The sequence below is a fragment of the Phytoactinopolyspora alkaliphila genome, from assembly GCF_010550695.1.
Taxonomy (GTDB): Bacteria; Actinomycetota; Actinomycetes; order Jiangellales; family Jiangellaceae; genus Phytoactinopolyspora; species Phytoactinopolyspora alkaliphila.
In genome coordinates, this window is record NZ_JAAGOB010000007.1 from 1 (window position 1) to 22,254 (window position 22,254).

Sequence of the window (22,254 nt, forward strand, 5' to 3'; positions counted from 1 at the left end):
CATGCGGGCGATGCCGGCGTTGTTGACCAGCGCGAACAGTTGACCGTGTTCGGCTGCGGTGTCGATCAGCCGGTCCCGGTCCTGTGCAGAGCGGATGTCACACTCCACCACCACCGCCCGATCACCATGAACACCCGCACTCTCCGCCGACTCTTTCGCCGCATCCGCTGAGAGGTCAGCAAGAACACAGCAGAATCCGTCAGCTAGTAGCCGATGAGCCATCGCCCGCCCCAAACCACCCCCAGCGCCAGTCACCACGGCGACGCGAGGTTTCGAACCACGTGGCTGTTCAAGCTGCGTGCTCAATGTGTCTCCTTCTGTGACCTACAGCGACAGGGCGGTTCGGGCCACTAGAAACGCAACCAGCCGTCACCTGTCGGACGAGGGCGTAGTTATGAACGGTGGGCGCACGCAGAGTAATGGAATAATCATTTCATTCTTCTCCATGGCGGTGTCGATCCGCAAGTCCGCGTGTAGATGGATCTCGGCTGCGAGGCGTAACTCGGCCCGATAGCCAACAGCCCGTTTGCCCTTGAGGATGGCCATGTCGAGCTGCGGCTGCTTTCTCCATGGCAGAGACTCGCGGCAACACGGAGGGGTGGGGACTGTGACCGGAGATCACCAAGGAGAGATGGTGGCTGTCATTACGGGCGGGGGTCGTGGCATCGGCCGAGCCATCACGTTGAGGCTGGTGCGACACGGCTGGCATTGCGTGATTGCCGGCCTGGAAGAAGCCGACTTGAAGGAGACGTCCACCCTGGGTGACCCGTTGGGGCGCTCGATCCGGACCGTGACATGCGATATCGCCACGGACGACGGTCGCCGGGCCATCAAGCAGGCGTGGGCGGCGTCGTTCGAGAGTTTGAACCTCCTGGTCAATTGCGCGGCTCGGACTACTGGGATACCGCTGTTCGAGCCCTCCCTTGAGGCGTGGCGAGACGAGCTCGAGACGAACGTCGTGGCGATGGCGGCGCTCTCGTCGTGGGCCGTCGAGGTCATGAAGGAGCAGCGCGACGGCGTGGTGATCAACATCGGGTCCGTCTACGGGTCGCTGGGGCTTAACCACAGGTTCTATGAAGGCGAGTACCCCGGCGATGGCGACAGCGGGCCGGTGCACATTCCGGCGTACCACGCGTCGAAGGGTGCAGTGGCGGCTTTGACTCGGGACTTGGCCGTGGTCGCAGGCCAGTGGAACGTCCGCGTGAACACGATCTCCCCAGGGATGATTCAGACCCCGGAGCGCACGTTCGGCGACGAACGCGTGCGGCGCTTCGTTGAGGCCACTCCGCTTCATCGGATGGGACGACCGGAGGATGTGGCGGCGGTGGTCGAGTTCCTGGCGTCGGCGGACGCCTCATTCGTCACCGGCGCGGAGTGGGTGGTGGACGGGGGATGGTCCATTTGGTGACTGAGCAGCGCATGGCAGAGGGGAACGATGGTGTCTGAGCTTGCTGGCAAGCGGGTCGTCGTGACCGGGGCCGATGGGTTCATCGGCAGCCACCTCGTGGAGCGCCTTCTCCGTGACGGCGCTCAGGTCACGGCCTTCTGCGTCTACAACTCGATGGGTTCCTACGGCTGGCTGGAGGAGCTCGCTCGTGCGCAGCCGGAGAACCTGACGCTTGCGCTCGGTGACATCCGTGACGCACGTGCCGTGCGTGCGGCGGTGCAGGGAGCCGATGTGGTCTTCCACCTAGCGGCCTTGATCGCTATCCCTTACAGTTACCAGGCACCAGAGTCGTTCGTCGACACGAACGTCAAGGGGACTCTGGCGGTGCTCGAAGCTGCGAGGGACATGGGTGGTGTCCGCGTCATTCACACATCAACGAGCGAGGTCTACGGCACACCGGAGACGATCCCCATCACGGAGGATCATCCGCTGTGTGGACAGTCGCCGTACGCCGCCTCGAAGATCGGCGCGGACCAGCTGTGCCAGGCCTACGCCCGTTCTTTCGGTGTCGACGTGCTGACGTTGCGCCCGTTTAACACCTACGGCCCCCGGCAGTCCGCGCGTGCCGTGCTGCCCACCATCCTTGAGCAGTTGCTGGCTGGCAGCCGTAACGTCCGGCTGGGCAGCCTGGCCCCACGGCGTGACCTGACGTTTGTCGACGACACGGTGGATGGCTTCGTCCGGATCGCGGAGTCGAATATGGGTCCGGGTTCGGTGGTGCAGCTGGGAACCGGCCAATCGGCTTCCATCGGGGAGTTGTTCGACCTGTGCTGTGAGGTGACCTGCGTCGACGCTGAGGTGGTCACCGACGAGGAGCGGGTCCGGCCGGCGGCCAGCGAGGTCCAGGTGCTGCTTTCGGACCCGAGCCGGGCGAAGGACGCACTGGGCTGGCAGGCCGCCTGGTCCCTGCGGGAAGGGCTGGCCGAGACCGCCAGGTGGCTCGCCCCACGCGTTGACCCCGCACACGTGGGCAGGTACCAGCGGTGATCCCACTCTCGGAACCCACATTCGACGGCAACGAGGCCCTGTATGTGCGCCAATGCATCGAATCCGGCTACGTCTCGTCCGCGGGCCCGTTCGTGGGTCGTTTTGAGGACGCGTTCGCGCAGGTGGTCGGAGCGCCGCATGCCGTGGCGTGCGCCAGCGGCACCGCCGCCCTCCATGTGGCGCTGCAGCTGTCCGGGGAACAACCGCCACGCATGGTCGCGGTCTCCACTTTCACGTTCATCGCCTCTGCCAACGCGGCCACCTACACCGGCGCCCAGCTCCTGCTTGTGGACAGCGAGCCGGACACATGGAACATGAACACGCAGATGCTTCGTGACCACACGGTGCGCAGCGCACGCATGGGCAAGCGCATCCCGGACGTCATCGAGGTGGTGCACGTGCTCGGGCATCCCGCGGACATGGAACCCCTGTGGGAGCTGCGGGACCGGTTCGGCATCACCATCGTCGAAGACGCCGCGGAGTCACTCGGCGCCGGCTGGAAATCCGGGACGCTGGCGGGCCAGCACACCGGCACGGCCGGGCAGATGGGCTGCTTCTCGTTCAACGGCAACAAGATCGTCACCAGCGGCGGAGGCGGCATGATCGTCACCGCCGACGCCGACCTTGCCGCCAAGGCTCGCCACTTGACCACGCAGGCGAAGAAACCGGGCGAGGTCTACGTCCACGACGCCGTGGGATACAACTACCGGCTGACCAACCTTGCGGCCGCGCTCGGACTCGCTCAGCTGGAGCGGCTGCCACAGCGGCTGCGGAGCAAGCGCGCCATCGCCGCCGCATACAACGCGCTGCTCGGGGACTTGCCGATTACGCTCCCGCCGCGCGCTCCCTGGGCGACGCCCTCGCATTGGCTGTACACGGTGCTGCTCCGCAAACGATTCGAGTCGGATGAGCTCGTGGCCGCGATGGCCGCGAACGGCATACAGATGCGTCGCGTCTGGGCACCGCTGCACCGGCAGCCTCCCTACCGCAAGACCGAGATCCTCGGCGGCGGCGAGGTGGCGGATGATCTGTACTGGCGCGGTGTCTCGCTGCCGAGCTCCGCGCATCTTGACGCTGCGCAGCAGAACGAGGTCTGTGAGGCGTTCCGTCAAACGGTCTTGGCCTCGACCCGGCGGCGATGAGGATCAGGGTGCGATCTCTCGCTCCCGCAATCGCCTGGCGGGCACACCGCCGTAGATGCCGTACGGCTCGGTGTCTCTAGTAACGACAGCACCCGCACCGATGATGCATCCCTCCGCCACAAAAGTTCCCGGGGTAACCGTGGCGGTGGCGCCGATCCAGACATCATCAGCGATGCTGACGGGGCGACCTGTACTCGGCGAGAGCACCATCGGGCGGGCGTGCCTGCGAGTGTCGTGTTCGACACTTGTTAGCACTACGTGGGCCGCAACCCCACAGTAGGCTCCTAGAGTGATTTTGCGTCCACCATACAGGGCGCAACCGGCCGCGAGGTGTGTTTTCCGGCCAATGTGTATGAGCCCGTCTGGCGAACCCGTCGACAGGTAGGTGTTCGGAAACAGTTCTACCTGCTCAGCGAGGGTCACCTGGCCGGCGCCCTGCACGAAGCACCACGGATAGATCGTCACGTCGGAGGCGAGCGTCACCTGCGAGATGCCCTGGCTGGTGAATCCCTGTCCGATCCGGACTCGGTCACCCACGCTGAAAAGCTCCGGGTGCTCGATATGCACGCCGGGTTCGACAACCACCTGCTCGCCGCACCGGGCGAAACGCGAGCGCAGATCTCCGGACATGCGATCAGCCGGCGCCGATCACGGCAGGCGCGCTGCTGAGGGTGTCGTCGAACGTCCATCGCGGCTCATAGCCGAGCAACCGCGCCGCCTTCTGGCTGGACAGCTCGAACGCCAGCGTCATCGGCATCCTCACCTCCAGGACCTCGGCGCCACGCCGCCGGGCCATGACCTCGGCGCCTTCGGCGAACGTCGTGGTCCGCGGCCCGAGCATGTTGAACGTCTGGTTCGCCGCCGCCGGATGCTCCAGGGCGAGAACGACCCCGTCCACCACGTCACGCACATCGGTGAAGTGGATGGACCACGGCGTGCCACTGGGGCCGGTGACGGCCAGGGCCGGGTTGCCATCGGGTGCGGGCACGGCGGCGTCCAGTTCGCCCACCGGGTCGTCGCACTGCCGGAACAGCTGCCACAGATTGCTGCGGTCACCCGCGTCGGCGTGCATGGCGAAGAACGCGCGCACCCACTCCCGGCGAAACAGCGGCTCCGCCTCGTCCGGCGCTATCACCGAGCCCAGCCGCAGGATGGAGTACTCCAGGCCGTGAATCCGGTGGTAGTTCTCCACGAGCCGTTCCGCCAGCAGCTTCGAGGTGCTGTAGTAGTCGCCCGCGGTCTGCGGGTGATCCTCGGTGATGACCGCAGCCTGCGGATGCACTGGGCCGTAGGTGTTGTCCGTGCTGGCGTGAACGAACCGTCGCACCGGCGGATCCTGCCGGACGGCCGCCTCGAGCAGGCGCAACGTGCCGCCGGTGTTGATGTCGACGTAGGTGTCCACCGGCGTATCGGCCATCACGATCTGCGCCGCCAGGTGCACCACGACGTCCGCGCCCGCCACCGCGCGTTCGATGGCTCTGGTGTCGGTGAGAGCTGCCTCCATCACCTGGATCCGGGATCTCAGCGGCTCCGGCACCGATCGCCCGCCTGGCCTGACCATGCCGCGCACGTCGTGCCCGGAGTTCGCCAGCTCCTCCGCCACCCAGGATCCGACCCGCCCGGCCGCTCCGGTCACCAGAACTCGCATCAGTGGATCACCTCTCCGCTCAGACTGTCGGCACTCGTCTCGTGGAACTGTTTGGGTATCAGTTCGTCCAGGCCGGCGGACTTCAGGACGTCGACCACGTGCGTGAGCCGCCCGTCGGCGCTGGCGATCTCGTCGTCGAGCCATGGGAACGGCTCCGGCATGTCCAGGGCCCGGCGGATGCCGTCGGCGACCTCGTCGGTCCCGGTGCCGCAGTCGATGACCGTCTCCGCGCGTGGCCGGCCCGCCTGCCGGTCGCCGACGTTGACCGTGGGCGTGCCGAGCACGGGCGCCTCGATCAGCCCGCTCGACGAGTTCCCGAGGACCAAGTCCGCGTGCCTGAGCAGGCCGAGGTAGTTCACCTGGCCGAGCGACGGGACCAGCACGGCCCGGTCCGGCCGGTCGGCGGCGTACTCACGCATGGCATCCAGAATCCGCTGGCTTCCGCGGTCCACATTCGGCGCCGTGAACACCAGCGTCGCCCGTGGAAAGCGGTCCAGAGCGGCCAGCAGATTCCGCGTCGACTCCCACGACCCGTCCGGGTCGGCTGTGGCGGGATGGTGGGTGATCAGGAAGGTCGGTGGGCGAAGCGGGAGCCCCACGGCCTCCTCGAGATCCTTCGGATCCGGCAGCGCCCGCAACGTGTCCGGATCGATCCCGATAGGCCCAACCGTGTGAATGTGCCGGGGCTGTTCGCCCATGTGGATCAGCCGCCGGCGGTCGGCGGGGCTGAAGACGAAATGCAGATGCGCCAGCTTGGAGATTGCGTGGCGCATCTGGTCGTCGATCGAGCCGCGCGTGAGCTGGCCGCCGGCCACGTGCGCCACGGGGGTGAGGCGGAACAGCGCGGACGTGGCGGCGGCCAGGGCTTCGTAGCGGTCTCCCGCGATCAGCAGCAGGTCGGGGGAGATCCGCTCCAGCGCGTCGGCGTATCCGGCGCAGGCGAGCCCGAACGACTTTGTGACGGCCGCGGGGGAATCGCCGGCGAGCACCATGTCGACGGTTTCGTCGATGGTGACGCCGTCGTCGAGGATCTCGCGGATGGTGCGGCCCTGCGCGCCCACCAGGTGCCCACCGGAGACCAGCAGCCTTAGGTCCACCTCATCGTCACTGTTCAGCCGCCTGATCAGCGACGCGAGCGGGGAGTAGTCCGCGCGTGATCCGGTGAAGACGCATATCCGGCGCCGAGCTCGCTGCACATCGCTCCGATCGGGGGCTGACCACGGGAAGGAAGCGGATCCGAAGACCCTCGTCATGATCACCCGGCACCGGAATGTGAAGAAAGGTGGCATGTTCCACTTGACCGAACGCCGAAATAACTGTTTCATGTTAAGCGGGTTGGGGAGACGGCCAGAGGGGCGGAACCGTGAGAGTTCGGGAGTTCGTGGCACCGGTGCTGCATCGCTCAGGCGAGCCGCAGGTGATGGACATCGTCCAGCTTCAGGAGCCGCAGGCGGGCGAGGTCCGGGTTCGCATGGTGGCAGCCGGCGTGTGCCACAGCTGTCTGAGCACGGCGGATGGGTCGTTCGGGGAGATGCCGCTGCCGATGATCCTGGGAGACGAGGGCGCGGGCGTGGTGGAGGCCGTCGGCGAAGGCTGCCGATCACTGGCCCCAGGCGACCACGTCGTCCTCTCCTGGGCGCCCAGCTGCGGACGGTGCCGGTTCTGCTCGTCTGGCCGGCCGGGCATTTGTGAAACGCCCGCTCCGCTCGGCCGGATGAGTGACGGGACCTCACGGTTCCGGGTGGACGGTGTCCAGGCGTTCCATATGGGCCCCTCCACCTACAGCCCGTACGTGGTGGTCGACGAAACCGCCGCGGTGCGGGTCTCCAGGGCCATTCCACTGGAATCGGCCGCTCTCATCGGATGTGCCGTCACCACAGGTGTGGGTGCCGTCCTGAACACGGCCAAGGTCCGGGTGGGTGAGAGCGTCGCCGTGTTCGGGTGCGGCGGAGTGGGGCTGAACGCCGTCCAGGGCGCCGCCCTGGCCGGCGCTCATCCGGTGATCGCCGTCGACGTCCTGGAATCCAAGCTGGACGTGGCTAAGCGGCTCGGCGCCACCGACACCGTGCACTCCGGCGAGGAGGACCCGGTGGAGCGGATCATCTCGCTCACCGGCGGCGGCGTGGACCACGCCATCGTGGCCGTCGGAGCCACCTCGGTCATGGACGTGGCGCTGCGATCACTGGGCCGCTCCGGGCAATGTGTGCTGGTGGGCGCACCACCGTTCGGCACCTCCCTGAGCGTGGACCCGTTCCTGCTGGTGGGCTCCGAGCGCAGGCTGGTGGGCTCACGCTACGGCTCGTCGAACCCGCAGGTCGCCTTCCCGTTCCTGGTGGACCTCTACCTGACCGGGAAGCTCAAGCTCGACGAGCTGATCACCACTCGATACCCGATGCACAAGGTCAACGAAGCCTCCGCCGCGCTCGCCAGTGGCGCCGACATCCGCGGCGTGCTGACCTTCGACTGACCACACCAGACCCCCGGGGTAGGTAGGGAAGAAGTGAACAGGAGAGAGGGGGGCGCACGTCGAGTCCGCCGTCGTGGCTTGGCCGCCTCAGCGACGGCGGACCCGACTCGTTCCCGGTGAAGAACGGCTCCTGGGTGCGGCCGGTGATCTTCGATAGGAAGAGTGCGTGGCGCCACGCTTCCGGTTCCGTACCACCTCGCCCGGCGTAGTGAGCAACGGCGTCGACGACCGTCCCGCTCCGCCGCCCGAGATCTTCCCTCGGCCCCGCCGCGCCCGATGGGGCGCTGAACGCGTGCGCGTCGCTCGGCTGCGACTGCATCTGCCTCCGTCTCTGGGCCAGTACCGCGAACACGTCAGCGAGCTGGCGTCGGCCGTCGGCTCTGGCTCCGGCCGTGCGTCGCTGCCGGTGCGCGTCGTCGGCTCCGGGACGCAGCCGGAAGCGTACGAGATCCGCATCACCCGCCGGGGGATCCGGATCGGCACCGCTACCTCCATGGGTGTGCTCCACGGGATGCGCACTCTGGTGGACCTCTGGGACGACGGCGATGGCGCGACCCTGCCGGTGGCGGAGATCGCCGACAGCCCGTCGTTCGATGTCCGCGGTGTCTTCGCGGAATCGTTCATCGGCACCGACCGGATGGACCTGGCCGACTGGCGGCGCTTCGTCGACGCGATGGGCCAGCTGAAGCTCAACACGATCGGTGTCTCCCTCTACGGCTGCTGGGACATGCACCACGGCGAGCGCAGCGAGTACTTGTTCGCGCCCCTGGACGACTACCCGGCGCTGATGACGCCGCGCCGGCTGTGGACCTGGGACCCGAAGGCCGAGCGCGAGGTGGAGCACTGCGACCTGCCGCTGATGTTCGAGCACGACTTTTTCGGCGACGTTGTCCGCCATGCGAACCGGCAGGGGATCGAGATCGTCCCGCACCTGGGCGGGCCCGGACACTCGACCCTGCTGCCGCGGCTGATCCCGGCGCTCTCCGCCCTTGACGACGACGGCCGCCCCACCGGCTACGGCTACTGCGTGACCGGCGATGCCGCCCGGGAGGCGCTCGCGCGGCTGGTGCGAAGCCTGGCAGGCCAGCATCTGCTGCCGAACCGGATCGCGCGGCTGCATGTGGCCGGCGACGAGTACTACCCCATCCGCAACGTGGACCCCGCCGATGCCCGCCGGGTGGTCAGCCCGTACTGCCGGTGTTCCGGCTGCCGGGACCTCACCGCCGGGCAGATGCTGATGGAGTACCTCATCCACGTTGGCCAGGTGCTCGACGAGTACGGCATCACCATGGTCCACTGGCAAGACACTCTGGTGCGCGAGGGCGTGCTCGACGAGTACCTGGACCGGGTCGAGGCTCGTAGCCTGGCGCGCCCGGTGATCGCCTGGTGGAAGTACAACGATCCGGTGCCTGCCCCGGACACCTCGCGGGCGGAGGCGTGGAGCTGCCCGATCACCGGCTTCGCCCCGTTCCTGTTCCACCAGGACTTCACCCCGAACATCGAGACCGTGCTGCGCCGCGGGCACGCCGCGGGCGCCACCGGGGTGTTCGGGTACGGCCAGCCGGACCCGTCGTTCCACCTGAACTACGCCTTCCTGGCCGACCAGGCGTGGAACGTCGACGGCGGGGGCGGCGCCGAGGAGTTCCTGCGCCGGTTGGCGGCGCGCCTGTGCCCGGAGCAGCCCGAGGCCGCGCGGTACGCGTTCTCGTCGGCGCGCACGATCACCGCGTCGTATCCGCTGATGATGTACGTCATGCAGCACGTGCTGCCGTTCTTCTCCACGGCTGCCGCAGGAGCGACGAGCTACCCGGACGACCTGCTGCGGGCGTTCGCCATCGCCCAGCCGCCGCTGGCCGACGTGCTGCGCCAGGTGGCCGACACTCTGCGCGATGCCGTCGCCGGCATGCCGTCCGGGCGGGAGATCCGGCACTGGCCGAACCCCGTCCGGACCTGGACGCAGGAGAATCTGCGCATCGCGGACACGGCCGATCTGCTCCTTCAGGCGCTCGTCGTCGCGCGGGCGCCCGAGCCGCCTGCCGCGCACGTCGTGGAGGAATTGGACCGCGCGGGAAAGGCGCTTTTGCGCTCCGTCGCCGCGGTGAAACCGGGCTATTCCGCACCGGCCGCATTGCGGGAACATTGGATCTTCGTACGGGAACTCCATACCGCGCTCAACCGCCTCCGCGAGAGCGGGGGAGTGGCCGGTGCGGAATCCTGGTATGCGTGGATTGTCTGATCCATTTCACCCCCGCTGAGTCACATTTTTCTGGTGTCGCTGCAGGTCAGCACATGCATGAAAAGTGGCTGTAGGGGAAACTACTGTCGAAATGCTAAAGTCAATCACTGAAACCGAAGTGAATGGCTCGTCGCCTCTGCCATCGCCACTCCAGGCGGGCAGCCGTCGTCGAAAGGAGGCGCGCACGCTCGGCCCAGTGCTTCCGGATTGCCGTCCAGGCGCCTATTCCACTCGCTATCCGCCGCCCCCATTCCGCCCGACCTCCTAGGAGGACGAGTGTCCATGGACATTTCCTCTGAGCCGCAGACCCCGGATCGAGCGGACACCAGGCTAGGCGCACCGCTGCTGTCGGTGCGCGACCTCACCACGCGACTCGCGGTGGAGAGCGGAGTCGTCCAGGCGGTACGCGGAGTGAGCTGGGACATCTATCCCGGTGAGATCCTCGGCATCGTCGGCGAATCCGGATCGGGCAAGAGCGTGAGCGTGAGCTCGCTGCTCCGGCTGCTGCCCTCGCCGCCGGCCATCGTGTCCGGCTCGGTGATGTACAACGGCCAGGACCTGCTGACACTGCCCGAGCGCAGGATGCGGCGGATCCGGGGCCAGGAGATCTCGATGATCTTCCAGGACCCGATGACGTCGTTCAACCCGGTCAAGACCATCGGCAGCCAGATCTCCGAAGCCATCCGCGTCCATCACCGCTCGGTCTCCCGCCGTGCGGCCCGGGCCAGGGCCATCGAGCTGCTCGGCATGGTGGGCGTGCCCAGCCCGGAGGGCCGCTACAAGCAGTTCCCGCACGAGTACTCCGGCGGCATGCGGCAGCGCGCTATGATCGCGATGGCGATGGCGAACCAGCCGAAGCTGATCATCGCCGACGAGCCGACCACCGCGCTGGACGTCACCATCCAGGCGCAGGTGCTGGAGATCCTCCAGCTCGCGCAGCGTGAGACCAACGCGGCTATCGTGCTCATCACCCATGACCTGGGGCTGATTGCCGAGCTGGCCGACCGGGTGCTGGTCATGTATGCCGGCAAGGTGGTGGAGTCGGCACCGGTGATGGAGCTCTTCCGCCAGCCACGGCACCCCTACACGCTCAGCCTGCTGGGCAGCCTGCCGCGCCTGGACGTCGAGCTGGACCACCTGGTGTCCATCCCCGGCCAGCCGCCGAGCCTGACCAACCCGCCACCCGGCTGCGCGTTCTACCTGCGCTGCAAGATGAGCGACGGCCGGGAGAGGTGCTGGCAGGAAGAACCGGCGCTGCTCAGCATCGGCGCCGGGCCACGCTCCGCGGCGTGCCACTTCTCCGACGAGATGGACGGGCTCGCGCAGTCCGTCACCGAGACGACAGGCGTCGACGTCCGTGCCGGAAAGGAATAAGCCCTCTATGACGAGCATCGCGACGGCGCGCCTGCAGAGCACAGGGCAGACGGCCGAGAAATCACCCGGAGGCACGGAGATCCTGCGGGTCGAGGGGCTCAAGGTCCATTTCCCGGTGACGTCCACCCTGCTGCGCCGCACGCTGGGCACCGTGAAGGCGGTGGACGGCGTCGACTTCACCATCGCGGCTGGGGAGACCCTCGGCCTGGTGGGGGAGTCCGGCTGCGGCAAGTCCACCACCGGGCTGTCCATCCTCCGGCTGATCGAGCCGACGTCGGGCCGCGTCGTCTTCCGCGGGGAGGATCTCACTGGACTGAGCAAGCGGAGCCTGCGCCCCTATCGGCGGGAGATGCAGATCGTCCTGCAGGATCCGTACTCGTCGCTGGACCCGCGGATGACGGTGCGTTCCATCGTCTCGGAGCCGCTGAAGGTGCACCGGCTGTACAAGGGCGCCGCCCGCGCGGAGCGGGTGGACGAGCTGCTCCAGCTGGTGGGGCTGCAGCCGGAACACGCCAGCCGGTATCCGCACGAGTTCTCCGGCGGGCAGCGCCAGCGCATCAGCATCGCCCGGGCGCTGGCGCTGGACCCGCAGCTGCTGGTGCTCGACGAGCCGGTCTCCGCGCTCGACGTCTCCATCCAGGCGCAGGTGGTGAACCTGCTCGAGCGACTGCAGGACGAGCTGTCTCTCGCGTACCTGTTCGTCGCGCACGACCTGTCGATCGTCAAGCACATCTGCGACCGGGTGGCGGTGATGTACCTGGGCCACATCGTCGAGACCGGGACCACCGACGACGTCTACAAGCGGCCGACGCACCCCTACACCCAGGCGCTGCTGTCCGCCGTGCCGATCCCCGACCCCGAACATCGCGGCCGGAAGAAGCGGATCGTGCTGCAAGGAGACGTGCCCAGCCCGCAGAACCCGCCCTCCGGCTGCCCGTTCCGGACCCGGTGCTGGAAGGCGCAGGACATCTGCGCCGAGGAGATGCCCGAGCTGATCGACCGCTTCGGCCACGGCCATCCCAGCGCATGCCACTTCGCGGCGCCGCCGGAGAACGGCCCGGCGGTGCCCGCGTCCGTCCGGTGACGCGGGCACCGCGCCGGGTAAGCCAGGTCAGGCCCGGGTCAGTCCGCGGTCAGGCCGGTGCGACGGCTGCCGTGTATCCGGCCTCGGCGATCGCCGTGTGGACCGCCTCTTCGGAGACGTGACCGTGCACGGTGACCGTCGAGCTGTCGAGGTCGACGACGGTGGCGGTGGCGCCTGGGAGCTTGCCGACGGCCGTCTCGACCTTGGTGGCGCATCCGCCACACGTCATCCCGGCTACCTGGTAGGTGGTCGCGATGTCACACATGGGTTCTCCTTCTCGTCCGGCGATGGCCGGCACCGCCCGTTTTGACCGATACGCTCAGTACATTACCCCCCTAGGGTATTGGTCAAGGGTGGTGGCTCTGACAGCACGCCCGATTCGAGCGCTCCCCCGAGGAGCCGGGTGATAGCCCGGGTGGGGGGTGATCAGGCCACGGACATCCGGGCGGACACGTGCCGGGCGGTGAGGACGAGCTGCGGGCCGATGCCCTCGACGTGCCGCGCCAGGCGTGACGTGGGGCCGGAGACGTTGATCGCGGCCAGGGTCTCCCCGGTGGCGCTGGTGATCGGCGCCCCCACCGACGTGAGCCCGTCCTCGAGCTCGTCGATGGCCACCGTGAACCCCCGCGCTCGTTCCTGCCTGATCAGGTCGATGACGCTGCGCATGCTTTCCGGCGCGCGTGGCCCCAGGCCCGCACCCTGGAGATCCCCGTGCACGAGGTTCGCGACATCCTCGTCGGACATGTGCAGCATGAGCGCCCGGCCCGACGCGCAGGAATGCAGCGGCGACGTCCGTCCCACCCAGCCTCCGGCCTGGACGGACTGCATGGAGCTCTCCCTGGCCACCGTGAAGGACCGGTTGCCCTGCAGGACCGAGATGAGGGCCGTCTCCCTGGTACGGGCCACGAGATCGCGCAACGCCGGCGTGGCCAGCGCGAGCAGCCGCTGATCCCCGGCGCGGCCGGCTAAGTGATACATCCTCCAGCCCAGTCGGTAGGCGCGGGTCTCCTGATCCTGCTCGAGCAGCCCGGATGCCGCCAGCACCTTGAGCATGCGCGACACCTGGCTGCGCTCACGGCCCAGATGGCGGGCGACCTCGCTGACGGTGAGGGCGCCGGACGTGCCCCGGTCACCGAAGGCGAGCAGGACCGTGGCCACCCGTCCGGCGGCGGAGGAGTTGAGGTCATCCCCATCGGCCGGCGCTTTGGCGGGGCCGGTGCGGTCAGTGGTCGCGGCTGTTCTCGGCATGTCTGCCGTCCCTTCGCCGGAAATCTGAGCGTGTTGTGACAGCAATCGTGCTTGCTATTGAAACACACCATCTTCAGGATCGGCACAAGCCGTACGACGAAGGGACCGGTACACCGTGGAGAGACTGGCCCGCACCGACACTGAGTCGCAGATCTTCTATGCCGATCAGACCCGGCTCGCGCTGGAGAACTTCCCGCACGGCGGCCGGCGGCTCAGCGACGTGCCCGAGTTCGTCCGGGCCTACGGGCTGGTCAAGCTGGCATGCGCACGGGCCAACATCGAGCTCGGTGTGATCGACGCCACCCGCGGGGAAGCCATCGTGGCGGCCGCCAGAAGCGTGGCCGCTTTGGAGCATCTCCCGCAGTTCCGCACCGCACTGGTGCAGGGCGGCGGCGGCACCTCCAGCAACATGAACGTCAACGAGGTGATCGCGACGCTGGCCAACCGGATGCTCGACGCCTCGGGCCTACTCGACGGCGACGGCACCCGGGTGCACCCCAACGATCACGTGAACGCGTCGCAGTCCACCAACGACACCTACCCGACGGCCATGTCACTGACGCTGACCGAGCGGGCCCAGCCGGCGCTGGCCGCGCTGGCCGGGCTTCGCGAAGCGTTGCTCCGGCAGGCGGAGAAGGGCGGCACGACCCGCCGTCTCGGCCGGACGTGCCTGCGCGACGCCACGTCGCTCAGTGTCGAGCAGACGCACCACGCCCAGGCGAACATCGTGGGTCACGGGCTTACCGCGCTGCGCGAGAGCATCGACGCGTTGCGCACCGTGCCGCTGGGCGGAACCGTCCTCGGCACCGGTGCCGGCGCTCCCGGCGGGTTCGCGCGGGTGGCAGTGGCTGGTCTCTCGGCCGAGACAGGCCTGGACCTGGCGTCGCCGGCCGACGTGTTCGCCGCGATGGCGCATCCGGACTCACTGGCCACTGTGGCGGCGGCGTGCCGGCAAGCCGCAATCGCGATGGCCCGGATCGCCGCGGATCTGCGGTTCCTGTCGGCCGGGCCGGTGGGCGGCCCAGCCGAGGTGGTGCTGCCGGCGCTGCAGAACGGATCGTCGATCATGCCCGGCAAGGTGAACCCGGTGATACCCGAGCTCGTCATCCAGCTCAGCTACCGGGTCCGCGGCAACGCCCACACCGCCGAGCTGGCCGTGGCGGCGGGTGAGCTCGAGCTCAACGTCATGGGGCCGGTAGCGCTGGATGCGCTCCTCACCTGCCTCACCGACATCCGCGATGCCGCGACCTACTTCGCCGAGAAGTGCATAGATGGACTTCAGTGGGACCGCCGGGCGACTGAACACGCCTTGAGCGGGTCGCTCGACGGGCTCGTCGATCTGGCGAGTGCGAACGGTTACACGGCCGCTTCGCGTCAGGCGGAGCCGAAGCAGGCCCCCGTCGTTCCTGGCGATATACGGCTAGGCACGACGCCTTCGAATAGTGAATAGTCCCGCAGAACCGGCGTGCCACGCTGCGGCGCCGTTTCGGTAACGCTGAGGAGGACAGATCATGAAGCCTCGATCGGCCGCAACACGAGCGACGTCTGCCGGTGCCGCGCTAATCCTGTCGGCCATGGTCACGGTCTCGTGCACCACCGGTCCGCCGCCGCAGGGCACGGACGGCGACGGCGAGGCGAACGTCGCCGACGTCGAATCCCTCACGCCTGTGCAACCCTTCGAGTTCATCACCACCACCACGGCCGACAACCCGCAGCGTTTCGAGGTCGGCAGGATCATCGTGGAGTCCTGGGAGCAGCTCGGCATCCCGGTGGAGCTCGCGACGTACTCGCCGGACGAGATGGCACGGCGGGCGTTCAGCACCAAGGAGTACGACACTTACCTGATCGAGTACAGCCCCACCGTCGAACGCCTCGACCCCAACGACCTGCTGAGCAGGTTCTACTCCGGCAACGCCGGAGACGACGGGAGCAACCTCTCCGGCTATCAGAACCCCGAGTTCGACGAGCTGTACGACAAGCAGCTCGTCGCCGTGGACCAGGAGAGCCGCGCGGACCTCGTCCGCCGAGCCCAGGAGCTGGTGGCCGAGGACGTGCCGGTCGGCCTTCTGCTGCACCCCACGTATGTGGGCCCGTACAACGCCGAGGATTGGAGCGGGGCCGTGGACGCCGCCGAGGCGCCGGCCTACAACTTCTGGAGCCTGCTGGAGATGACGCCGACGGGGGACAGGGCGACGCTGGTCACGGCCACCATCGCCGGCACCAACACGCTGAACCCGCTGGTGGCCACCGGGATAGAGGACCGGCTTCCGGTGTCCTACATCTACGACTCGCTGGTGCGCATCGGCCCGGGCGCCACCCCCGAACTGTGGGCGGCGGAGTCCGTGGACGTGGACGGCACGGTGGTCACCGTGACCCTGCGCGACGGGATGGCCTTCCACGACGGGACGCCGGTCACCGCGGAGGACGTCGCCTTCACCTTCCAGTACATGAAAGAGCACGAGGCGCTCGCCTTCGCCAGCCGTCTCGCGCAGGTGGACGACGTCTCGGTCGACGGCGACCAGGTGGTGTTCGAGCTGGCACAGCCGAGCGCCGCGTTCGAGACCGTGGTTCTCGGCTCGGTGCCCATCCTCCCGCGGCACATCTGGGAGGAGATCGACGATCCCCTCGGCTACGACAACGCCGAGCCGGTCGGATCCGGCCCGTTCGAGTTCGACTCACAGCGGCGAGACGCCGAGCTGCGGATGACGGCCAACGAGGAGCACTTCAGCCCACCCAACGCCGACGGGCTGGTGCTGACGGTCTACGGCAGCCGGGATGCCATGATCGGTGCCCTGGAGACGGGCGACGCCGACCTGCTCAGCGTCCCGCTCACCATCCCGCAGGCCGCCCGCTTCGACGGAAGCGCCGACGTGGGCGTCATCGAGACCGGCGGATACGGCTGGCTCGGCGTCCACTACAACATGCGCAAGCCTCCGTTCGACGACGTGCGGTTCCGGCGTGCGCTGTCGATGCTGATTCCCGCGGAGGACGTCATCGACATCGTCTACGACGGCTCGGGCGAACCGGCCGGATCGATCATCGCGCCGGTGCTGCCGTGGAACAACCCCGACGTGGCGCCGCTGCCCTACGATCCGGACGGCGCCCGGGCCGAGCTGGAGGCCGCCGGGTACGTCATCGACGCAGGCACGCTCTACTACCCGCCGGACCACCAGCCGGAAGGCGACGAGTAGCAGCCGCCCGGCACGACGGAGCACCCCTGGGGGCGACGTGAATCTTCTCAACTACGCGGTGAAGCGCCTGGGCTTCATGCTCGCGACTCTGCTGGGCGTCGTGACCTTCACCTTCGTTCTGGTGCGGGCCGCCGGTGACCCCGATCAGGTGATGATCGGACCGGATCTCGACCCCAGCGTCCGCGAGACATTGCGGGAGGCGTACGGCCTCGACGAGTCGCTGTTCACGCAGTACGTCAAGTTCATCGGCAACGCTGCCACCGGGGACCTCGGCACGTCGTTCCAATACCGGGCACCCGTGGCGGACGTGCTGGGCGAGAAGCTGGTCAACACGCTGTTGCTCCTGCTGCCCGCCTTGGCCCTGGGCATGGGGCTGGGCATGGTGCTCGGTGTGCTGGCGGGCGCGTTCTGGGGCCGGCCGCTGGACGCGGTGATCACTCGGTTCGCGCTGCTGGTGCGCGCCGCGCCGCTGTTCTGGGTGGCCACCCTGGTGCTGCTGCTCTTCAGCTACACGCTGGGCTGGTTCCCGTCCGGCGGGATGTTCGACCCCGGCTCCGGCGCGGGAGAGAGCTTCACCGCTCGGGTGCTGTCGCTGGAGTTCCTGCGGCGGCTGGTGCTTCCCCTGGGTGTGACCGTGCTGCTGATCATGGTGTGGCCGTTGCTGACCATGCGCACCGCCATGCTCGATGTGATGAAGCAGGACTTCATGCAGGTGCTGGAGGCTGCGGGCATGTCGCGGACGCGCATCCTGTTCCGCCACGGCGCCCGCAACGCGCTCCTGCCGGTGGTGAGCCTGATGCCGTCCATGATCGGATTCCTCGTCGGCGGCCAAGTGGTGGTCGAGACGGTGTTCTCGTGGCCCGGCATGGGCCGGGAGCTCGTGGCGTCGGTGGATGCCTTCGACTACCCGGTGCTCCAGGGTGGCTTCCTGCTGACCGCCACCGTGGTGATCGTCGTGGGGGTCCTGGCCGATATCGCCTACGCGTACCTCGACCCGCGAGTGAGGCTGACATGACAGCACCGACGCCGCTGGACCAGGCGCTGCCGGCAACGTCCGGTACCGACGAGCCGCCCGACCTCCGCCCGCCCAGCTCCTGGAAGCTGGTGTGGAGGGACCGCCGGGCGCGGGCCGGAGCCGTCGTTATCCTGCTCTTCGCGCTGGTGGCGCTGCTGGCCCCGCTGATCGCGCCGTACCATCCGCTGGAGCGGCTCGTCGGGCCGGACGGTGACCTGCTGCGGCTGCAGCCGCCGTCGCTGGAGCATCCGTTCGGGACCTCGAACTACGGCCGGGACCTGTTCAGCCAGGCCATCTGGGGTACTCGTCGTACTTTGCAGGTGGGCGTGATCGCCGCCGTGGTCGCGGTGGTGATCGGCACCAACATCGGCCTGATCGCCGGGTTCGCCGGCGGCTGGGTGGAGCAGGTGCTGATGCGGCTGAACGACGCCGCGCTGGCCCTGCCGTTCGTCCCCCTGGCGATCGTGCTGATCGGCACGCTGGGCCGCAGCGACGTCGTCCTCATCATCGCGATCGCCCTGGTGTTCTGGCGAATACCGGCCCGGGTGGTGCGCGCGGAGGTGCTCGTGCTGAAGGAGCTGGGCTTCGTGCGCGCGGCGACCTGCGGCGGCGCGACCCGCCGGCGCATCCTCTACCGGCAGATCGCCCCGAACATCCTCCCGTACGCCTTCCTCTACGGCATGCTGCTCACCGCCGAGGCGGTGATCGCCGAGGCGACGCTGAGCTTCCTCGGCTTCGCCCCGCGAGACGCACTGTCGCTGGGAACCATCATGTTCGACGCCTTCAGCTCGCAGCAGATCAGGCAGGCGTGGTGGTGGCCTTTGTTCCCGGGCCTGATGATCATGGCCTTCGTCGTCGCCGTCTCGTTGCTCAGCGAGGCCTACGAGCGGCTCCTGTCCCTGGAAGGGGTGGACCGATGACGTCCCTGCTGGAAGTAGCGAACCTGACCGTGCGCTTCGCCCGTGGCGACGGCGGCGCGGCGGTGAGCGACGTGTCGCTGAGCGTGCACGAAGGCGAGACCCTCGGTGTCGTCGGGGAGTCCGGGTGCGGCAAGACCACCACCGCCCGTGCGGTCCTGCGGCTGCTCCCCCGGGGGACAGCGGTGAGCGGGTCGGTCCGGTTCGGCGGCCGCGATCTGCTGGGCATGCCGAAGCGAGAGCTTCGCCGGCTGCGGTGGCACGAGCTGGCCCTGGTGCCGCAGTCGGCCATGAACTCCCTCGATCCAGTCCGCACAGTGGAGAGCCAGTTCATCGAGATCATCCGGGTGCACGTCCGCTGCTCCCGGCGCGAGGCCCGTCGCACGGTGCACGCCGCGCTCGCCGACGTCGGCATCGATCCGGACCGCGGATCGTCCTATCCGCACCAGTTCAGCGGCGGCATGCGCCAGCGAGCGCTCATCGCGATGGCGACGGTCCTGCGGCCGCGGCTGCTGATCGCCGACGAGCCCACCACCGGCCTCGACGTGATCGTTCAGGACCAGGTGCTGCGGACCCTGGAGCAGGTGCAGCAGCGGCACGGCCTCGCGGTGCTGCTGGTGACGCACGACCTGGGCGTCGTCGCCGAGATGTGCGACCGGATAGCCGTCATACGTCAGGGAGAGATCGTGGAGGTGGGAACGGTGTCCGAAGTGATCCTGAATCCCCAGCACGAGTACACCGCCCGGCTGATCGCCGCGGCCGGGCATCATGCGCAGACGACGGCCGAAGAACGCGCGGTGGCGCTCGCGTCGACACCGGGCACGGAGCGAGACCGATGAGCGCCGGCAACGGCACGGCCGGCATGCCCGCGGTGTCGGCCGACGACGTGAACGTGGAGTTCGGCACCGCGCGCGGCCTGGCGGCGCTGCTGGCCGAGCGTCGGATCCGGGTCCTCGAAGACGTCAGCTTCGCCATCCAGCCGGGGGAGATCCTCGGCCTGGGCGGGGAGAGCGGCTCCGGGAAGAGCACCGTCGCGGGTGTGCTGTGCGGCCTGGTCGGCGTGAGCGCGGGCCAGGTGCGGGTGGGCGGACAGGACGTCACGCACTTCTCGCACCGCGAATGGCGCGGGGTTCGCACCGAGATCCAGCTGATCTTCCAGGATCCGTTCGAATCCCTGAACCCGCAGTTCACCGTCTTCGCCTCGGTCGCCGAGCCCTTGGTGTCGCTCGGCCTGTGTGCCAAGGACGAGCTGGTGCCCCGGGTGATCGATGCCCTGGACAAGGCCGAGCTGAGGCCCCCGTCGGCCTACCTGAATCGTCGCCCCACGTCGTTGTCCGGCGGCGAGCGGCAGCGGGTCGCGATCGCCCGGGCGCTCGTCGTGAACCCGTCGGTGCTCGTCGCCGACGAGCCGGTCTCGATGCTGGACCCCACCACCGCCGTCGAGATCACCTCGCTTCTGCGCCGCCTCGCCGACGATCTGGGCGTGGCGATCCTGCTGATCTCGCACGACCTGAAGCTGCTGGGCGGTGTCTGCGACCGGGTCGGCATCATGTACCTGGGGCGGCTGGTGGAGACCGGCTCGGCGTCGGATGTGCTCCGGCACGCCAAGCACCCGTACACCAAGCTCCTCGTGTCCGCCGTTCCCAACGTCGATCCGCGGCTGCGCCGGCCCAGAGTGGTGCTCAAAGGCGCACTGCCGTCTCCCGCTCACCGTCCGTCGGGGTGTCCCTTCCATCCTCGCTGCCCCATCGCCGATGGTGGCGGCTGCGCCACGACGGTCCCGGAGTTGACCGGACAGGCGCATCGATGCGCCTGCCACCGCGCCGGTGAGATACCGGACGCAGAGAGGAGTTACCAGTGACGGACACCCTCGCCACGAGCACGGCCGCTGGACCACCTGACGGGCTGCCGGCCGACCTGCCTGGCGATCTGCTGGGCGACCTGCCTGGCGACCTGCTGATCGGCGGCGACTGGGTCTCGCGGGTCACCGACGGCCGGGTTTTCGAGGTCACCGACCCGGCCACCGGCGAGGTGGTGGCGACCCTGCCGGACGGCGGCGCCGCGGAGACTCAGGCCGCGATCGACGCCGCCGACGCCGTCCGGCAGAGCTGGGCGGGCACCACAGCCCTGGAACGCTCGGCCCTCCTGCGTGACGCGGCGCAGCGGATGCGTGCCGACACCGAGCGGCTGGCTCGCCTCATCACCCTCGAGCAGGGCAAGCCGCTGTCCGAGAGCCGTGGCGAGGTCGCCTATGCGGCGTCGTTCTTCGACTGGTTCGCCGAGGAGAGCCGCCGGGTGATGGGAAGCATGGTGCCCGCGCCCAGGCGAGACAAGCGCATCCTGGTCTCCAAGCGTCCGGTCGGGATCACGGCCGCCATCACGCCGTGGAACTTCCCGGCCGCGGCGATCGCGCGCAAGCTGGCGGCGGCGCTCGCGGCCGGATGCCCGATGATTGTCAAGCCTTCCGAGCTGACGCCGCTGACCGCGCTGGCGCTCGGGCGGGTCTTCGAGGACGCGGGCCTGCCCGCCGGCGTGCTGTCCGTGGTGGTCGGATCGGATCCTGCGGCGGTGGCGGGCCCCCTGATGTCCGACTTCCGGGTACGCGCCGTCTCGTTCACCGGTTCGCGGCCCGTCGGCGAGCTGCTGATGCGGCAGGCCGCGCCGAGCATGAAGCGGATCACGCTCGAGCTGGGGGGCCAGGCGCCGTTTATCGTCTTCCCCGACGCCGACATCACCGCAGCCGCCGACGGCGCGGTGGCCTCCAAGATGCGGAATATGGGCCAGACGTGCGTGTGCGCGAATCGCTTCTACGTCCACGAGCATGTGGCGGGGGAATTCCAGGAGGCACTGGCCGAGCGGTTGCGCTCGATGCCGGTGGGCAACGGGTTCGACGACGGGGTCCAGATCGGCCCGCTGATCAACCAGGACGCCGTGGAGAAGGTGGACGCGCACGTCGACGACGCCCTGCGCGGCGGAGCCACGCTGGTCCTGGAGGGCGGCAGGGACGCCGGCTCATCCGGGCACTTCTACCGGCCGGTGGTGCTCAGCGGGGTGACCGAGAGCATGCGGGTGGTTCAGGAGGAGACCTTCGGGCCGGTGTCGCCGATCATGACCTTCCAGACCGAGGACGAGGTGGTACGGCGGGCGAACGCGACCGAGTTCGGGCTGGCCGCCTACTGCTACACCCGGGATCTCAGCCGCGTGTTCCGCCTGGTCGACCGGCTGGAATTCGGGATTCTCGGCATCAACGACGGCGTCGTGTCCACAGCCGAAGGCCCCTTCGGCGGAGTGAAAGGAAGCGGATTCGGCCGCGAGGGCGGCACCGTGGGGATCGACGAGTTCGTCGACTCCGTGTACGTGTCCATCGGCAACGTCCATGACTAGGGCTGCCCGTGCGCCCTGGTGGCAGCTCACCCGCCCGCCCTTTGCAATGCGCACACCGGCGCAACGATGCGTCCGTGTGCGCATTGCAAAGGGGATCGAAGTGGGACCGAACGT

The 22,254-nt window shown here is 68.6% G+C and carries 20 protein-coding genes; 14 read left to right on the forward strand and 6 right to left on the reverse strand.

Annotation, left to right across the window (positions count from 1 at the left end; translation table 11 throughout):
- Positions 1 to 258 (reverse strand): SDR family NAD(P)-dependent oxidoreductase (locus tag G1H11_RS27435; RefSeq protein WP_425501235.1); only part of this gene is annotated, 258 nt, incomplete at its 3' end.
- A gap of 376 nt (positions 259 to 634) precedes the next feature.
- Between G1H11_RS27435 and G1H11_RS13725 the strand changes: the two genes are divergently transcribed.
- The 3 genes from G1H11_RS13725 to G1H11_RS13735 are packed head-to-tail and all read left to right on the forward strand — an operon-like array spanning position 635 to position 3,576.
- Positions 635 to 1,408, forward strand: a complete 774-nt coding sequence (locus G1H11_RS13725; protein ID WP_163819161.1) for an SDR family oxidoreductase — start codon at positions 635 to 637, stop codon at positions 1,406 to 1,408.
- A 30-nt stretch (positions 1,409 to 1,438) separates the two neighbouring features.
- The gene (locus G1H11_RS13730) at positions 1,439 to 2,434 is read left to right on the forward strand and encodes an SDR family NAD(P)-dependent oxidoreductase (protein ID WP_216843749.1); all 996 of its coding nucleotides are present in this window, start codon (positions 1,439 to 1,441) and stop codon (positions 2,432 to 2,434) included.
- Positions 2,431 to 3,576, forward strand: a complete 1,146-nt coding sequence (locus G1H11_RS13735) for a DegT/DnrJ/EryC1/StrS family aminotransferase (RefSeq protein WP_163819163.1) — start codon at positions 2,431 to 2,433, stop codon at positions 3,574 to 3,576. The genes G1H11_RS13730 and G1H11_RS13735 overlap by 4 nt, the downstream gene beginning before the upstream one ends.
- A 3-nt stretch (positions 3,577 to 3,579) precedes the next feature.
- Here G1H11_RS13735 and G1H11_RS25255 read toward each other — a convergent pair whose 3' ends face one another.
- Genes G1H11_RS25255 through neuC form a run of 3 tightly spaced genes read right to left on the reverse strand, consistent with a single transcriptional unit; the run spans position 3,580 to position 6,420 of the window.
- A complete protein-coding gene (locus G1H11_RS25255; RefSeq protein WP_216843750.1) occupies positions 3,580 to 4,206 on the reverse strand; it encodes an acyltransferase in 627 nt (208 codons plus the stop codon).
- 4 nt (positions 4,207 to 4,210) lie between these two features.
- Positions 4,211 to 5,224, reverse strand: coding sequence for an NAD-dependent epimerase/dehydratase family protein (locus G1H11_RS13745; protein WP_163819164.1), 1,014 nt, complete (start codon positions 5,222 to 5,224; stop codon positions 4,211 to 4,213).
- Positions 5,224 to 6,420: a UDP-N-acetylglucosamine 2-epimerase gene (gene neuC, locus G1H11_RS13750; protein ID WP_163819165.1), complete on the reverse strand. Its 1,197-nt coding sequence runs from the start codon at positions 6,418 to 6,420 to the stop codon at positions 5,224 to 5,226. Before neuC ends, G1H11_RS13745 begins: the two co-directional genes overlap by 1 nt.
- A gap of 167 nt (positions 6,421 to 6,587) precedes the next feature.
- On the opposite strand from neuC, the gene G1H11_RS13755 reads away from it, so the two are divergent.
- The 4 genes from G1H11_RS13755 (at position 6,588) to G1H11_RS13770 (ending at position 12,385) form a co-directional block, all read left to right on the forward strand.
- The gene (locus tag G1H11_RS13755; protein ID WP_163819166.1) at positions 6,588 to 7,691 is read left to right on the forward strand and encodes a zinc-binding dehydrogenase; all 1,104 of its coding nucleotides are present in this window, start codon (positions 6,588 to 6,590) and stop codon (positions 7,689 to 7,691) included.
- A gap of 166 nt (positions 7,692 to 7,857) precedes the next feature.
- Positions 7,858 to 9,927 (forward strand): glycoside hydrolase family 20 zincin-like fold domain-containing protein, encoded by a 2,070-nt coding sequence (locus tag G1H11_RS13760; RefSeq protein ID WP_163819167.1) that lies wholly within the window; start codon positions 7,858 to 7,860, stop codon positions 9,925 to 9,927.
- A gap of 282 nt (positions 9,928 to 10,209) precedes the next feature.
- Positions 10,210 to 11,301 (forward strand): ABC transporter ATP-binding protein, encoded by a 1,092-nt coding sequence (locus G1H11_RS13765; RefSeq protein WP_163819168.1) that lies wholly within the window; start codon positions 10,210 to 10,212, stop codon positions 11,299 to 11,301.
- 7 nt (positions 11,302 to 11,308) lie between these two features.
- Positions 11,309 to 12,385, forward strand: a complete 1,077-nt coding sequence (locus tag G1H11_RS13770) for an ABC transporter ATP-binding protein (RefSeq protein ID WP_163819169.1) — start codon at positions 11,309 to 11,311, stop codon at positions 12,383 to 12,385.
- Positions 12,386 to 12,434: 49 nt separating this feature from the next.
- Here the strand turns inward: G1H11_RS13770 and G1H11_RS13775 are convergent, their stop codons facing one another.
- Together G1H11_RS13775 and G1H11_RS13780 are read right to left on the reverse strand one after the other, a co-directional pair.
- Entirely contained in the window at positions 12,435 to 12,650 is a 216-nt protein-coding gene (locus tag G1H11_RS13775) for a heavy-metal-associated domain-containing protein (protein WP_163819170.1), read from the reverse strand.
- Between the two features lie 161 nt (positions 12,651 to 12,811).
- Positions 12,812 to 13,633 (reverse strand): IclR family transcriptional regulator, encoded by an 822-nt coding sequence (locus tag G1H11_RS13780; RefSeq protein WP_163819171.1) that lies wholly within the window; start codon positions 13,631 to 13,633, stop codon positions 12,812 to 12,814.
- A gap of 115 nt (positions 13,634 to 13,748) precedes the next feature.
- Here G1H11_RS13780 and G1H11_RS13785 point away from each other — a divergent pair, with 115 nt between their 5' ends.
- The 7 genes from G1H11_RS13785 (at position 13,749) to G1H11_RS13815 (ending at position 22,140) form a co-directional block, all read left to right on the forward strand.
- On the forward strand, positions 13,749 to 15,083 hold the full coding sequence (locus tag G1H11_RS13785) for a lyase family protein (RefSeq protein ID WP_163819172.1): 1,335 nt from the start codon (positions 13,749 to 13,751) through the stop codon (positions 15,081 to 15,083).
- A gap of 61 nt (positions 15,084 to 15,144) precedes the next feature.
- The gene (locus tag G1H11_RS13790) at positions 15,145 to 16,824 is read left to right on the forward strand and encodes an ABC transporter substrate-binding protein (RefSeq protein WP_163819173.1); all 1,680 of its coding nucleotides are present in this window, start codon (positions 15,145 to 15,147) and stop codon (positions 16,822 to 16,824) included.
- A 37-nt stretch (positions 16,825 to 16,861) separates the two neighbouring features.
- Positions 16,862 to 17,839 carry an ABC transporter permease subunit gene (locus G1H11_RS13795; protein WP_163819174.1) on the forward strand — a complete coding sequence of 326 codons (978 nt, stop codon included), beginning with the start codon at positions 16,862 to 16,864 and terminating at the stop codon, positions 17,837 to 17,839.
- Positions 17,836 to 18,759, forward strand: a complete 924-nt coding sequence (locus tag G1H11_RS13800; RefSeq protein ID WP_163819175.1) for an ABC transporter permease — start codon at positions 17,836 to 17,838, stop codon at positions 18,757 to 18,759. Before G1H11_RS13795 ends, G1H11_RS13800 begins: the two co-directional genes overlap by 4 nt.
- Positions 18,756 to 19,595, forward strand: a complete 840-nt coding sequence (locus tag G1H11_RS13805; protein WP_163819176.1) for an ABC transporter ATP-binding protein — start codon at positions 18,756 to 18,758, stop codon at positions 19,593 to 19,595. Before G1H11_RS13800 ends, G1H11_RS13805 begins: the two co-directional genes overlap by 4 nt.
- Positions 19,592 to 20,617 (forward strand): ABC transporter ATP-binding protein, encoded by a 1,026-nt coding sequence (locus tag G1H11_RS13810; RefSeq protein ID WP_163819177.1) that lies wholly within the window; start codon positions 19,592 to 19,594, stop codon positions 20,615 to 20,617. The genes G1H11_RS13805 and G1H11_RS13810 overlap by 4 nt, the downstream gene beginning before the upstream one ends.
- Positions 20,614 to 22,140, forward strand: coding sequence for an NAD-dependent succinate-semialdehyde dehydrogenase (locus tag G1H11_RS13815; protein WP_343074861.1), 1,527 nt, complete (start codon positions 20,614 to 20,616; stop codon positions 22,138 to 22,140). Before G1H11_RS13810 ends, G1H11_RS13815 begins: the two co-directional genes overlap by 4 nt.
- The last annotated feature ends 114 nt before the right edge of the window (positions 22,141 to 22,254 follow it).

What these genes read in the sequence shown, in the direction of transcription:
- G1H11_RS25255 (WP_216843750.1), bottom strand. Translation starts at nt 4,206, where the DNA reads ATGTCCGGAGATCTGCGCTCGCGTTTCGCCCGGTGCGGCGAGCAGGTG.
- G1H11_RS13745 (WP_163819164.1), bottom strand. Translation starts at nt 5,224, where the DNA reads ATGCGAGTTCTGGTGACCGGAGCGGCCGGGCGGGTCGGATCCTGGGTG.
- G1H11_RS13765 (WP_163819168.1), top strand. Translation starts at nt 10,210, where the DNA reads ATGGACATTTCCTCTGAGCCGCAGACCCCGGATCGAGCGGACACCAGG.
- G1H11_RS13770 (WP_163819169.1), top strand. Translation starts at nt 11,309, where the DNA reads ATGACGAGCATCGCGACGGCGCGCCTGCAGAGCACAGGGCAGACGGCC.
- G1H11_RS13775 (WP_163819170.1), bottom strand. Translation starts at nt 12,650, where the DNA reads ATGTGTGACATCGCGACCACCTACCAGGTAGCCGGGATGACGTGTGGC.
- G1H11_RS13780 (WP_163819171.1), bottom strand. Translation starts at nt 13,633, where the DNA reads ATGCCGAGAACAGCCGCGACCACTGACCGCACCGGCCCCGCCAAAGCG.
- G1H11_RS13790 (WP_163819173.1), top strand. Translation starts at nt 15,145, where the DNA reads ATGAAGCCTCGATCGGCCGCAACACGAGCGACGTCTGCCGGTGCCGCG.
- G1H11_RS13800 (WP_163819175.1), top strand. Translation starts at nt 17,836, where the DNA reads ATGACAGCACCGACGCCGCTGGACCAGGCGCTGCCGGCAACGTCCGGT.
- G1H11_RS13805 (WP_163819176.1), top strand. Translation starts at nt 18,756, where the DNA reads ATGACGTCCCTGCTGGAAGTAGCGAACCTGACCGTGCGCTTCGCCCGT.
- G1H11_RS13810 (WP_163819177.1), top strand. Translation starts at nt 19,592, where the DNA reads ATGAGCGCCGGCAACGGCACGGCCGGCATGCCCGCGGTGTCGGCCGAC.